Raw genomic sequence first — 13147 nt, 5'->3', positions numbered from 1 at the left:
GACTTTAGCTCCGGCCGGCGGCGGGCGGTAGCGGAGTTGCGCGGACTGGCGCGCCCGCGCGCAGGCTCTGCAGTCCTTCGACGATCACCAACTCGCCGCCGGTCAGGCCTTGGTCAATGATGACGCCGGATCCGCTCTCTCCGGCCGGTTTGACCCGCCGGATCGCGGCTTTGCCATCGCTGGCGATGAAGATGTAAACGCCTTCCTGATCGGAGATCAGCGCAGTTTGCGGGATCACGATCTTCTCTTGCGGGGCCCCGGCTTCCAGGCCGACCCGCACCAGTTGGCCATCGACCAGGGTGAAGTCCGGATCTGGAAAGCTGGCGCGCACCGAAATCGTGTCGGTCGCGCGATCGACGCTCACGTCGACGAAATTGATCTGGCCAGTCTGCTTGTAGGAGCTGCCATCGGCAAAGCGGAGGTTTACCTTGATGCCCGTGATGTCCTGCTTGTGCTGGTCTTGCTGAGCGCGCAGAAATTCGCGCTGGCTAACAGGAAAGCTCACATACATTGGGTCCTCGCTGACAACGATGGTGAGAGGGCCGCTCTCCGGACCGACCACATTGCCCTTGGTGATGTTGGTCTTTCCGACCTTGCCGGCGATCGGCGCAGTAATTGCGGTGTATCCGAGATTGATCTTCGCCGTTTGCAGATTGGCCTCGTCGGTCGTGATCTGACCCTGGGCGGACTGATCGGCTGCCAAGGCCTGGTCCCGGGCGACCGCGGTCCCTACGTTTTTCGCCAGCAAATCTTCCGCCCGCTCCAGTTGCAGCGCGCTCAACGCCTTGGCGGCCTTGCTGCGCTCCAGCGCGCCCTCGGCTTGCCCGACCGCGGCCTCGAACAGCCCCTTTTCGATGGCGTAGAGCGGCGTGCCTTCCTTGATGGAGTCGCCTTCCTTGAACAGGACATTTTCCAGAAAACCGGTGACACGCGCCCTGACTTCGACCCGATTGATCGACTGAACCCGCCCGACAAAATCGAGCGACTTTGTCACGGGCTTTTTCTCGGCCGTGACAACGCCCACCGGCACCGCGGGCGACTCCTCTTTTGTCTGAGCAAGTGCAGGGGCACAGAGCCCGCACGCGACCAGAGCCGCGCAGGTGATGATACGCATCGCAGTCTCCTATTCGTAAGCTTCTCCAACAGATCGGCTGGCACGATGGCAGGCTTGACCTATGTCAAGCCTGATCGAACGGGACACGCGCGGCAGACCGGCCCTAGCCGGGCCTCCGACCCGCGTAATCACGCCGGCATGCGGGACGATGCCGAGCTGTACAACCGCTCGAGACTGAGTTCGGCCGCAGCGCATCGACCAAGCAAGCTGCAACAGGGACTTGTCCTGCCTCGAAGGCTCGGTCCCTCGATCGTGACCATTGAAGACGGTTCGCTGACCAGGCCTGAGCCCATCAAGAGGGCGGCCATCGCCGGAACATCAGCACGTCAAGATCCGAAATTTGCGGCTTTGGCGTTCTTTTGAGTGCGCTGCGCTCGTGGCTCCGCAAATCTTTCGTGCAGGGATGGACAAGATGAACATCAACCCAAAAGCCAATGGCACGCGCCCCGACGCTGCAGCACCTCAGGAAGCATTGCCGGGCGCAGTAGCTGAAGGCTTGGACGGGCGCTGTTGGGCTTCTGCCAGCGTGGCGAAGCGATCCACATGCTCGAGAGCGGCGACAGCTCTGTCGGTGGCCGCATACCTGTGAACCCAAGCGGTGGATTGTTGTGCAAGGGCCATCCCTGTCGGCGCTACCGGGATCGCGCAGATCGTGGAGATCGTCTGGCAACTTCGCGGCGCCGCCGGGGCGCGTCAGGTGGAAAGTGCGAAGGTAGGACTCGCACATTGCACCGGAGGTGGCATTGCCGGCCTCGATCATGGCGTTTGCTCAATCGGCATCCTGGCGCGTTGACGACAATGGAGAAATTGTCAGGAGCGGTTTCTCTGCTGGAATGAGCTGCATCTCAAGCGCACCCCATCACGGTAGCCGAGGGCGCATCCGCGCTCGGCCTCTCGCAAACCATGGTGCTTCGTCTGTTGCGTGCCCTCACGGCCGCCGATCTGCTGATCCAAGACAGTGCGGCTGGCTGCTGGAACGTGGGAGCGCGCAGTCTTCGGCTCGCGGCGCTCCTCCAGTCAAGCTCGGCGCTTGTACAAGTAGCCCAGCCGATCTTGCAGGCGCTGGTGCACGAGGTGGGAGAGGGGGTGACGTTGAACGCTTACTCTTCGCCGCAGGGTGCTGCGATCAACGTTGCCTTCGTCGAGAGCCAGAAGCCGCTACATTACGTGATAGAGCCCGGCGAATTGAAGTACTTGCACGCTGGCGCGAGTGGGAAGGCAATCTTGGCCTTTCTGGCTCCTGCGGAGCGCGCCGCGGCGCTCGCCAAGCATGGTTTGCGCGCCATTACACCACGGACGCCGGTTGTTCGCGCGAAACTGGATCGCGATCTGGCGGCGATCCGGACCGCCGGTTTCGTCATCACGCATGGAGAGCGCTTGCCGGGCGCGGTCGGAATCGGAGCGCCCGTCTTTGGCGTCGGGGGAAAGGTCCTCGCCTCAATGGTCGTTACCGTGCCCGAACACCGCGCGGCGCGGGGGGCTCAAGCGCTATGCGCGCGGGCGGTTCGGGCTGCAGCTGTCCGGCCTTCGACAGCGCTGGGCTGCCAGATCCAGCCAAGCAGGCGGCGTGCATGAAACCGGCTCCATTCACCTACTACGATCCGACGACCCTCTCCGAGGCTGCTTCGCTTGTTAGCCGGTTCGAGAACCTGAAGCTGCTTGCCGGCGGGCAATCGCTCATGCCGATGATGAACTTCCGTTTCCTGATGCCCGACCACCTCGTCGATCTCAATCGCGTGGACGACCTGCCTGGCATCTCCGAACGGGACGGCGCGATCCGCTTCGGTGCCACGACCCGTCAACGTGACATCGAGACATCGACCCTGGTGGGCGCCCGGCTTCCAATCATGAAGGAGGCGCTCGGCCACGTCGGACATCGCCAGACTCGCAATCGCGGCACGATCGGCGGATCGCTCTGCCATCTCGACCCTACGGCGGAGCTGGCCAACATCGCAGCGCTTGGGTGATGGTTTCCTTTCCCTCAGCCAATCGGGACGAAACCAAGTTCGACGGACCCTTTCAATTCGATCTTGCACGTAGTCCAAATCGGCACTTGGGCTTTGGTCACGGAGCGCACGTCTGCCTTGGCCAGCATCTTGCCCGTTTGGAAATGAAAGTCTTTCTTGAGGAGCTGTTGCCACGATTGAAGACGCTCGAACTGGCGGGTGAGCCCAAACGCGCAGCCGCAAATCTGGTGTGTGGACCGAAGGCGGTACCCATTCGATACAAGGCCGCATGAGACGACGGTGCGATTAGCCTCGCGCGATCGCTCCTCAAGGAAATCTTCCGTGGACCAAAGCGGCAAATGGCGGGAATCGATTTGGATAGGACGACAGATTTTAAGACTTGGCAGTGTCGGAGTTGTGATTACGTCTACAGCGAGGCGGAGGGCGATCCGGATGAAATGTTGCCGCCTGGCACGCGTTGGGCGGACATTCCGGCTGATTGGGTATGTCCATCATGTGGAGCGGCAAAATCCGATTTCGATATGGTCGAAATCTAGTCCTGCCGTCCATCGGGATGCCAACGCATCCCTTCCTCCCTGTCGTTCTCTTGCTTAGTCACGAATCGATCGCTGCTGCGGACCGCTACCGGGCTCGAGTTTGGCACGATGGCCTTGATGTCAGGAGTGACCATGATATCAGGAGTGACCATATGGTCATCGAGCGCAGCCTTGTCCTACGCTGCCAGCAACCGCATGACGCGCCCCATTCGTACCGTTCCTTAAGAAACCTGGCGTCACTTATCCCCAATATTTGGCGCTGGTCGTGCTTTCGGAGCGTGGGGGGCGCCTGGCGCCGGAGAACTGACCTCGGCGTTTTCAACATATCGCTGGGTTATCGCCGAAGTCGCAAGTGCCTTCGTTTCTGCTCCGAGGCGCGGTGGCGAATGGGGCGGGGCGCGGGGCTGGAAAGAAGGCGTGACCATCCCGACGGGCTCGCGCACCAGACCAGGTCATACTCTTGTGGGCGACAAGAGAGGGTTTGGCGAATGCGGCGGCGGGCTGGACGGCAAGCGCGATGGCGCTGGTCGCCAATGCTGAAAGGACGAGAACAGTACGTCGTGACATGCGAATGTTCATCTCAAGTCTCCTTGTTAGGATCAGCGCGAACGACGATCTGCCGCTCGCCTGCGACACTGGTAAGCCACTCCAGAGGCTCAACAGCCCTGGCAGATGGTCAGTTTGCGATCGATCTCTTCGTCCAGCCGGCGTAGCTCCAAATCATCAGGTGACAACTGCGTGGTCTGGGGAACTTCGCTCTGGCGCGGCTGCCGGTGACCGATGGGAGCGCGGCCCACGCTGGCGAATCTTGCCAACAGGTCATCCGGGTTGGGCGAGGTGGTTGCGACGCTCTGGCTTGAGTTCGTCGTACTTTCACTGCCGGCGAGGCCGGGCGCGGAGCCGAACAGAATCGAGGCTGCGACGACGGTGAGACCAAGTCGTTTGGACATCATCATTCTCCTATCGCGGTTGCGCTGGGTCATTCGGGGGTGAACGACCGGATACGATGATGGGACGGGCGCGCTACATAATGACTTCACGCATCCGATATCGCGTTACCGGCGAAATGGCCTGATGGCCAAAGCCGCCAATATCGCTACTGCGGAGGCGAGCCGCTCTAGTCTTTCGCTGGCCGAGACATCGCGATAGCGCCGCAGCAGGCTAGCTGACATCTAGAATGGCTCGACGGATGCGGCGAAGACGTAGCCGATGCCGCGCTCGGTCTGGATAATGCGCGGCACGCTCGGATCGGTCTCCAGCTTGCGCCGCAGCCGCAGCACCTGAATGTCGATGCTACGGTCGAAGATATCCTCGTGGACGCGGGTTGCCCGTAGCAGGTGCTCGCGGGTCAGCGGGCGCTGCGGCGCTTCGAGAAATGCCAGTAGCAAGGCGTACTCGCCCTTGCTTAGAGGAACCGTCGCGTCACTGGCGTCCATCAGCTTCCGGCTGCGGCGTTCGAGCTTCCAGCCCTTGAAGCGGTAGCCGCCGCGCTCGGGATCACGGGCGCGCGCGGTCCGTCCCATCTCCTGGCGCCGCAACACCGCGCGGACCCGCGCCAGCAGCTCCCTCAGGCTGAACGGTTTGATGATGTAATCGTCAGCGCCGAGCTCGAGGCCGATGATGCGATCGATTTCGTCGGGTCGATGCCCCGTGGTGATGATGACCGGCACATCCGAATATGAACGGATTTCCCGCAGCAGATCGAGCCCATCGTCCTGACCGAGGCAAAGGTCGAGAATGATCAGACTGGGATGTGTTTCCTCAAGATGGCAGCGCAGTTCAGCCCGATTGGACGCAGCCCTGGTCGGGACATTATGCTCTTCCAGATATCCGATCACCATCTGCCGCAAAGTAGGATCGTCATCAACAACAATGATACCACCTACATCTGCCGACATCGTCGCTCTCTTGAACTGACCGCCACCGACCGGGATGCGGATCTAGGCTTGAACACGCCGATGGCTATTTCGGCGGACGAAACGCGTCCATCCGCTGGAGATCTATTCGCTTGGCATCGGCTGTCATATGTCGACGACGCACTTTGATATGTTTCGAGGACGCACAAAGATGTCTCCCGTTTGACGCGATCTCATTCGAGAGCAAACCTAACGTCCTGACGGTGGTGGGAATGCTAGAATATCGCCCGTATACGTCTCGACTACCTCACTGAACGGTGTGCCATCCGGCAGTGTCAAGACGGCACGATGTTCAAGCACTGCATCGGGAATCCGCAGCTTTGCCGGGCTTCTGCCAGAGATGGATGCACCAGTTTCCCATCCCTCGGGGAGAGGCAGCCATAGCAGTTTTGCCGATAGGGTTCGGCGCCGGAAATTCAATGCCTGGACCGCCCGGCCGAAAGAGGTTTCGGTCGTGTCGAGCAGCCGGTTCATGTCATCGGTCAGTCGAGCCGGTACATACCAGTTGTCCGCCTGCGAGAGGACGTAAGCTCCGCACCGCAACCGAACCCGGCGATAACGAACAGCATCGGGAGTGCTCACGCTCAGAAATTGCAGTTGCTCCGCCGTCGCCTGTTTGCCGGCGTTCTTGACCCGCTCGGCGACGACGCGTGCAGGCGAAGCCATATGATGGGTGTCGCACCATCGTTCGAGAGTGAGGGTCGCGCTGTCATGGCTCAGCAGGTCCGCGTTCACAGTCTGCAGCAGAGCGAGCGCTTCGAGACGGCTGACGAAACTGTCCGGCCAGAGAAACGCGTGTTTCGCGCCGTCATCCGCACTCCTCGGACCGATCGGCCAAAGCAGGATCAAGCAGCTTAGGGGCGTTCTTCGCAGGGAAAGCCTCATCTTGGCTCCTGAGTTTGGGTTTGGTGCAAAGAAAGCCAGCGACCTCGGCCCTTGCGCTCTGGTTTTCGAAGCCGGCGAAACGAGGCGTGGTATCCCCGCGGTCGACGGACTCCAATTCAGCATAGACAGACCAGTCTGCTCCAAAGTCCTGAACTGACCCAAGAACCGACCCAAGCCAAAATAGGAATAGTCGGTCCGGTGATTTGAGATGTAGTCAGCGCTGCCATCGCTGGCACTGGCCACGTTGGCCGTGTCGTAAATTGAGCCGCCGCAGCTCACCGACGATTCTTTCGCAACTTCGGCCAGGTCCGGCACCTTTGGATCGCAACCAGATTTGGAAGATGACGTTAGATGGAGATGGATTGAATGTTGTGGGCCTAAAGCGCACTTTCACTGGGCACGAGCGCGTACTGTTTCGTTGCCGACAGGACCACCTCTTTCCGACCAGGGTCGATCATCCCAAGTTCATGCCGAACTCACCCAGCGGTGAATGCGCGTGAGTGATTTGTGCAATTGATCGATGCATAGCGGCCTACATGTATTTCCGTAGGCCGAACCTTTGAGCGGCCTATTGCTCTGAACAGGAGAAAGTTGGATGACCAATCTTAGAACGCTGTCTACTGGACTGATCGTGGTGGCTATGCTTGCCACGCCGGCGCTGGCTCGCGAAGGCCACTTCGCCGCACGACACTCTGCTTTGAAGGCCAATGCCGCCGCATCGGCGCCTTCCACCGACCTGTATGGTACTACATGCGTCTCGGCGCCGCGTGTCGGTGCGTTTGCAACGGCCCCGTGGACGGGCAACAACGTACCCTGCGAGCCCGGTACCGCTTCCTTCTGAACGGCGACACTCCAAGGTCTTTTGGGATTGAAGCGGTAGCACTCACTGCAATTGGTGAGCACGGCGAGTTGGAAGTGGTGTTCCAACTCGCTGTCCGTCGACTCGCCGCCACGACACGACCAATCATTCCCGCTGGCGTCCTTGCGCCTGCCTGGCTGGCTAACGGTGTACTTCAGCCGTTACTGCGCCTCATATGGTGTGGCGTGCCCGGTCCTCGCTCCAGTTACTACTCATGAAAGAGCCTGCCGCGAGTTCGGCAGTGACGGTCGCATTGCGGATCTGGCCAGCAATGCGCTGGACTTTGACAGGACAGCGAAGAGTCGGCAGCCTCAAGATTGAGCGTCGTATTCGTTCGCCAACGGCAGGGCCGATTTCGTTCTGATGAGCCTGAACGGAACTAGTGTCTTGTTTGAAGCGTCTTCTTGACGTGAATCGGAGTCCACCGCGCTCGAGAACGCCCTAGAAGTTGAAAAGCTGCGCGTGCGTGCAAATGACCTGTTCGGAAGTGGAGCGAGCGCCTGCTCATACCCTGAAGGTATCGAAAGGGCGCTGACTTTATATTGGAGCACATCGCCGTCGCATCCTACGTTCGCAAGCAGAGACAACTACGAACGAGGAGCGACTGCGATGACAGGTGAATCCGGAGGATGCCTGCTGGAGCCGGAGCAAGAACGCCAACTGGCGAGACGGTGGCGGCAACTGGGGGATCGAAAGGCCGTCGACAAGCTCGTGACCAGCCATCTTCGGCTCGCCGCGAAAGTCGCCAGGCGCTACAAGGGATACGGACTGCCTCTTGCAGATCTCAGGGCCGAAGCCAATCTTGGCTTGGTAATCGCAGCCTCGCGATTCGATCCCGACCGCGGCGCGCGCTTTTCGACTTGCGCGCTATGCTGGATGAAGGCCACGATCCTTCATTATATTCTGCGCTCCTGGTCGTTGGTCAAGATCGGCACTACTCGGGCCCAGAGGAAGTTATTCTTTCGACTTCGTCACCAAATCAGCAAGCTCGGTGGAGCGCCGGCGCAGCTGAATGCGGAAGCGGCAGAGGCGATAGCATCCAGTTTTGGCGTTGCCCGCGCGAGGTCATCGAGATGGATTGCCGATTGAGAGGTGATGCCTCGCTAAATCGACCTATGAATGATGAAGGGCTGGCGACAGAGTGGGAGGCCATGCTGGTCGATCCGGCACCAAGTGCAGAGACCATTCTCGCAGAGCGAGAAGACGCCATTCAACAGACAGAAGCGCTCTATGCGGCGGTGAATCTATTGACGGCACAGGAGCGGCGAGTCTTCCAGTTGCGGCGTCTCGCTTCGGACCCAGTTCCGCTTGGTCAATTGGCATTTGAATTGTCGGTTTCGACCGAACGCGTGCGCCAGATCGAAGTCCAAGCGTTTGCGAAGGTAAGACGAGCTGCCAGAAGTCAACTGGATGCCGCCCAGTTCGGACACCGGCCGGTACCAGAACTCCTTCGGCAAGAAAGCGGCGTTCCTACCGGCCGCCTTCTCGAACCGTCCGTCCTTGGTACGCCGTCGTGAGTTGGCGCCAAGATATGGAAGCGTCCCGATTCCATCGGGCCGGAAATGGCTCTAGCCGACGCAGCTCCGTCGGGCAGCCGGCCGCGATGGATATCGAGGATGAAACTAGATCGACAGAGGTCAGAAGTGGTGAGCCCGAGGCGTACTTTGACCGGGTGCGAGCGCGCACTGTTCCCATTCCGACGGAACCAGGCCTTCAGAGCAGGAGCGGGCTGTCTGATCGGCTGCGCTTGTGGTGGCTTATCTGGGCGTCCCGCACTAAATTTGAGAGTGTCCCGCTGCACAATCAGGCGGGGTGCCATCAAGTCCAGAACACATCTTCGTGCTGTTACTGGAGCTCGCGCGTGGCGGGACACAACTCGAAGGTAAATGGTGCTGATACCCGGTATGCCTGTAGATCTGGAGGCGATGGTGCAACAAAGCAGTGATTTCGTCGGCACCCCGCAAATGAACTTCGAGGAGTGGTCGGCGTCTCTATCACCTATTTGCGCGGCCGGCCTGCTCGGCTCGACGTGCGGAGGCGATCACCAGGCGACCGACCGCAGTGCTTTTGCCGGTTGGATGCGCCGAGTGAACGTGTACGGGGTCGCAGCATCCGAGATCAAGGTCCAATGCGGGCCCGCGGCCGCGGATCATGGCGGCAACACGTACCGGTTCGAGCGGACGCGTCGCGATGTTCGCCTCGCTGGCACGGATTGGTATTGTGCTTCATTTCAGGTTGCTGGTAGGTCAACGGTGGTCCAGAACGAGCGCACTGTGCAACTCTCCGCGGGAGACATTGGGCTTCTGGATGGAGCGCGGCCCTCGACGCGGATATCCGACAACGGTTCGCAATGGCTGTCCATTTATCTGCCCCGCCGGCCGCTCATTTCCCATCTCGGATTCGAGCCGCAAACTTGCTTACACGGACACGGCGGAACGGTCGCAGCGCGCATCCTCCGGCAACTCGTTCTCGACGGTATCGGAGACGATGGAGCCCAGGCCGCGTCGGCGGGCCCCCACATGCGACTGGCCGTCTACGATCTATTGGGCGCCCTGTTTGCGCCGTCTGATCCGGGGCCTGTCTCCCGCCATGCGGACAGGCTGTTCGCCCGCATTCGCGGCGTCGTGATGGATCGCTGTGCCGATCCGGACTTCGGTCCTGCACAGGTGGCAGCCGAAGCGGGGATCTCGCTACGCTACGTCCAGAAGCTCTTGACGGCGCGCGGCTGCACATGCAGTGAATTGGTCTATTCCGTTCGTTTGGATCGCGCCGCGCGCCTCCTGGAACGTCGGGCGTCGCTCGGCGCACGTCAGCATCTCAGCGAAATCGCGTACGCCTGCGGCTTTCGCGACTATGCCCATTTCGCAAGAAGATTCCGGGATCGGTTTGGTCATGGGCCGGGTGCGCATCTCGCAAAAGACGGTGCCATCGGCCCCCGGATAGTCCACACCCGTGCACCGGAGCTTTTGTCATCCGCTCAGAACGTCTAGCGCTCAGCCCGCATCACTAACGCGCGGGCACTGAGCAGTGCGCGCCAGTACCGGTGAAAGTGCGTCATGGGCTCATGACGACCAGTCTCCGATTGCCACATCAACTCATGATGAAGGCAAGATCAGGAGACGGAGAGATGAGCCGAAATACCAAAGGCGTCACGCACGCGCGCTTCGTCGGCATCAGCGCCATCTGCGCCGACCGTCGGGTCAGTGCGGCTACGACCTCATTCTGTTCGCATGCAGGTTCGAAGTTGCACGGGTCTCGGGCTCATCGGTTTGACTCGATCGTTTCAATATCAAGGGCGCGCTTTGTCAGCAGGACAGCAGCATCTTGGCACAATCGTCTCGATCTCTCCTGCAGGCTCGCCAGTTCGATTCTTGGCTACGACCGTAATGCAATGGGCGGAGCTCGACATCACCTTGGAGCAGGAAGCTCGGCACTCTGATCAGGGGTCTTGGAGTTCAAAGGATCTTGGAGTTCAGGCATGACCGCAAAACAAGAATTTGACTACATCATCGTTGGGGCCGGGTCGGCCGGATGCGTGCTCGCTGCACGTCTCAGCCAGGATCCCAGTGTCGGGGTCGCCCTGGTGGAGGCAGGGGGACGGGACGATGCGCCGGAGATCGCGATGCCCGTCGCTTTCCCGCAACTGTTCAAGAGTCAGTACGATTGGGACTTCGCGACCGAGCCGGAACAGGCCTTGGAGCGGCGGCGGATCTACCTGCCACGAGGCAAAACGCTGGGTGGCAGTTCCGCGATCAACGCCATGATATACATCCGCGGAAACCAAGCCGATTTCGACGGCTGGGCGAGGGAGGGCGCAACGGGGTGGTCGTACCGGGAAATGCTGCCCTACTTCATCAGATCGGAGAACAACGAGCGCGGCGACCCCACCTATCATGGACACTTCGGGCCCCTGAGCGTGCAGGACAGTCGCTCCGTGCATCCGCTCGTGGAACAGCTCATCGAGGCCGCGCTGCAATCGGGTTATCGGCGTAACGATGACTTCAATGGCGCCGAGCAGCTTGGGGGCGGCCGCTTTCAGCTCACCCAGCGCAACGGAGTTCGATGCAGCGCCGCTGCCGCCTATCTCCATCCGTCGCTCGATCGACCGAACTTGCGCGTTTTCACGGACACTTTTGTGCTGCGCCTGGTGTTCGAGGGGCACCGCGCCATCGGTGTGTCGCTCCATCGCGACGGCCAGCAGGAAACGCTTTTCGTCGGAAGCGAGATTATCCTCGCAGCCGGCGCCTATGGCTCTCCGCAAATTCTCATGCTTTCAGGCATCGGACCGGCCGACGACCTCAGCCCATTTGGAATTCGACCGATTGTCGATCTTCCGGTGGGGACGAACCTGCAAGACCACCCGCTGCTGCCGATGAGCTACCTCACCGATGAGAGATCACTTCTCGGCGCCGGCTCGGCCAGCGATGTGGCCCTCTACCAGGAGGGCCGTGGTCCGCTGACCTCGAACATCGCGGAGGGGGGCGTGTTCCTCTCGACGTGCGGCGATGAGCGCGTGCCGGACTGCCAATTCGAAATGGCGCCGGTGCTGTACTTCGACGAAGGACTGTCGGCACCGGCCGATCACGGCTTCACGATGACGACAACGCTGTTGAAACCGACCAGCCGCGGCAGAGTCACGTTGCGATCGGCGCGACCCGACGCGAAACCGCGCATCTCCCATAATTATCTGGCGACCGAGCACGATCGCGCCACAATGATCGCCAGCGTCCGGCTCGCGATGGATATCTTCCGGCGGCCCATGCTGTCGAAGGTGCAGCGTGCGCCATTCTCTGTTCCAACCTCCGACGCGGAGGCGGACATCTTGGCATTTATGACCGCGCAGACAGGTACCAACTATCACCCGTCTGGCACCTGCGCGATCGGCGGCGTCGTCGACGCCGATCTCCGGATTTTAGGTACCAAAGGACTGCGTGTGGTCGACGCGTCGGTGATGCCATCGATTGTCCGTGGTAACACCAACGCCGCCGTGATCGCGATTGCGGAGAAGGCAGCAGACATTCTGCTCGGGAAGAGACCTACCATGGCGGAACGACGAGATGTGGATATGCGCGCCTGGTGAGCGTCGGCACGTTATCAAGCCCTGAACCGCCGCGAGGAGGGCCGAGGCGGCGATGATTCGGTCGCAGTAAGGTCGCGGGTGAACCGGCTTCTCGCCAAGCTAAGTCCAGAAGCCTGAAGGCCCTCAGCGACGCGTGGCTCTACACGCAGTGAATCGGCGCACTCCATTCGTTTGGATCACGTCGTGCGCCGGCCCGAACGCCGCGAAGAACAGTGCGCCGCTCTAGATTGCGCTCACTTGCTACGTCCGTAACCCAACTCTCTCCGGCGCTAATGACGCTGTAACGCGCAACTATGAAAGTTCGCGGTAGTTTCTCGCGCGCCCACCAGCTTTCCGGACATGTTCGGACCGAACCTATTAAAGCGATGGCCGAAGCATCGCCACATGTCTGAAACAGAAGGAGATCATGGCCATGGAAGGTGCGCAGCAGAGTATCGGGAAACGTGCGGCCAAATGCCGAAAACCCCGCTCGAGCCTGGTGCGCAGGCTTCTCTCGGCCAGGGACGATCCGGCGAAGCAACGCATACGTCGCTGGCTCAGCGAAATCAGCGACGAGCGGCTTTCAAGATTTGGCCTGGCAGCGGAAGACATTGCACTCCTGCGTAACTCGCGCGGGTCTGGCGACTTCGTCAAGCTATGGCTGATACTGTTGTCGCTGCCTTCGCTACCCGGGCCGTGGTTCTAGGGTGTCGGCCCATAATCCGCCGCCTGAAATGGATCGCCGCGATTGATCTGGGCGGGTCGCTCTGATCGCCGATTCACGAGCAATGCGCTGCTGCACTCGTGAAGT

The 13147-nt window shown here is 60.6% G+C and carries 16 protein-coding genes; 12 read left to right on the top strand and 4 right to left on the bottom strand.

Annotation, left to right across the window (positions count from 1 at the left end; all coding sequences use genetic code 11):
• Window positions 1-4: 4 nt before the first annotated feature.
• On the bottom strand, window positions 5-1114 hold the full coding sequence (locus ACP2YO_RS28950) for an efflux RND transporter periplasmic adaptor subunit (protein ID WP_426434551.1): 1110 nt from the start codon (window positions 1112-1114) through the stop codon (window positions 5-7).
• Window positions 1115-1168: 54 nt separating this feature from the next.
• Between ACP2YO_RS28950 and ACP2YO_RS28945 the strand changes: the two genes are divergently transcribed.
• The 6 genes from ACP2YO_RS28945 to ACP2YO_RS28920 all read left to right on the top strand — a co-directional run bounded on the left by ACP2YO_RS28945 (window position 1169) and on the right by ACP2YO_RS28920 (window position 3617).
• Window positions 1169-1477 (top strand): hypothetical protein, encoded by a 309-nt coding sequence (locus ACP2YO_RS28945; protein WP_426434550.1) that lies wholly within the window; start codon window positions 1169-1171, stop codon window positions 1475-1477.
• Window positions 1478-1712: 235 nt separating this feature from the next.
• Window positions 1713-1907, top strand: coding sequence for a thiolase C-terminal domain-containing protein (locus tag ACP2YO_RS28940; protein ID WP_426434549.1), 195 nt, complete (start codon window positions 1713-1715; stop codon window positions 1905-1907).
• Window positions 1908-2017: 110 nt separating this feature from the next.
• Entirely contained in the window at window positions 2018-2689 is a 672-nt protein-coding gene (locus ACP2YO_RS28935; protein ID WP_426434548.1) for an IclR family transcriptional regulator, read from the top strand.
• Complete coding sequence (locus ACP2YO_RS28930; protein ID WP_426434547.1) at window positions 2686-3081, top strand: FAD binding domain-containing protein; 396 nt, start codon at window positions 2686-2688, stop codon at window positions 3079-3081. Before ACP2YO_RS28935 ends, ACP2YO_RS28930 begins: the two co-directional genes overlap by 4 nt.
• Window positions 3081-3353: a cytochrome P450 gene (locus tag ACP2YO_RS28925; protein ID WP_426434546.1), complete on the top strand. Its 273-nt coding sequence runs from the start codon at window positions 3081-3083 to the stop codon at window positions 3351-3353. Before ACP2YO_RS28930 ends, ACP2YO_RS28925 begins: the two co-directional genes overlap by 1 nt.
• Before the next feature lie 66 nt (window positions 3354-3419).
• Window positions 3420-3617 carry a rubredoxin gene (locus ACP2YO_RS28920; protein ID WP_426434545.1) on the top strand — a complete coding sequence of 66 codons (198 nt, stop codon included), beginning with the start codon at window positions 3420-3422 and terminating at the stop codon, window positions 3615-3617.
• Between the two features lie 656 nt (window positions 3618-4273).
• On the opposite strand, the gene ACP2YO_RS28915 is transcribed toward ACP2YO_RS28920, so the two are convergent.
• The 3 genes from ACP2YO_RS28915 to ACP2YO_RS28905 all read right to left on the bottom strand — a co-directional run bounded on the left by ACP2YO_RS28915 (window position 4274) and on the right by ACP2YO_RS28905 (window position 6418).
• Complete coding sequence (locus ACP2YO_RS28915; protein ID WP_426434544.1) at window positions 4274-4573, bottom strand: hypothetical protein; 300 nt, start codon at window positions 4571-4573, stop codon at window positions 4274-4276.
• Window positions 4574-4789: 216 nt separating this feature from the next.
• A complete protein-coding gene (locus tag ACP2YO_RS28910) occupies window positions 4790-5515 on the bottom strand; it encodes a response regulator (RefSeq protein WP_426434543.1) in 726 nt (241 codons plus the stop codon).
• 207 nt (window positions 5516-5722) lie between these two features.
• Complete coding sequence (locus ACP2YO_RS28905) at window positions 5723-6418, bottom strand: hypothetical protein (RefSeq protein ID WP_426434542.1); 696 nt, start codon at window positions 6416-6418, stop codon at window positions 5723-5725.
• A 595-nt stretch (window positions 6419-7013) separates the two neighbouring features.
• Between ACP2YO_RS28905 and ACP2YO_RS28900 the strand changes: the two genes are divergently transcribed.
• From ACP2YO_RS28900 to ACP2YO_RS28875, 6 genes are all read left to right on the top strand, one after another.
• Window positions 7014-7259: a hypothetical protein gene (locus ACP2YO_RS28900; protein ID WP_426434541.1), complete on the top strand. Its 246-nt coding sequence runs from the start codon at window positions 7014-7016 to the stop codon at window positions 7257-7259.
• 627 nt (window positions 7260-7886) lie between these two features.
• A complete protein-coding gene (locus ACP2YO_RS28895) occupies window positions 7887-8366 on the top strand; it encodes a sigma-70 family RNA polymerase sigma factor (RefSeq protein ID WP_426443339.1) in 480 nt (159 codons plus the stop codon).
• 62 nt (window positions 8367-8428) lie between these two features.
• On the top strand, window positions 8429-8794 hold the full coding sequence (locus ACP2YO_RS28890; protein ID WP_426434540.1) for a sigma factor-like helix-turn-helix DNA-binding protein: 366 nt from the start codon (window positions 8429-8431) through the stop codon (window positions 8792-8794).
• A 369-nt stretch (window positions 8795-9163) separates the two neighbouring features.
• A complete protein-coding gene (locus ACP2YO_RS28885) occupies window positions 9164-10267 on the top strand; it encodes a helix-turn-helix domain-containing protein (RefSeq protein ID WP_426434539.1) in 1104 nt (367 codons plus the stop codon).
• 488 nt (window positions 10268-10755) lie between these two features.
• The gene (locus ACP2YO_RS28880; protein ID WP_426434538.1) at window positions 10756-12357 is read left to right on the top strand and encodes a GMC family oxidoreductase; all 1602 of its coding nucleotides are present in this window, start codon (window positions 10756-10758) and stop codon (window positions 12355-12357) included.
• 406 nt (window positions 12358-12763) lie between these two features.
• Entirely contained in the window at window positions 12764-13042 is a 279-nt protein-coding gene (locus ACP2YO_RS28875) for a hypothetical protein (protein ID WP_426434537.1), read from the top strand.
• Window positions 13043-13147: the final 105 nt, after the last annotated feature.

Source organism: Bradyrhizobium genosp. P, from assembly GCF_049949265.1.
Lineage (GTDB): Bacteria > Pseudomonadota > Alphaproteobacteria > Rhizobiales > Xanthobacteraceae > Bradyrhizobium.
Note: the sequence above shows the minus strand (reverse complement) of the source record. Positions and strands in the feature narration are given on the sequence as shown.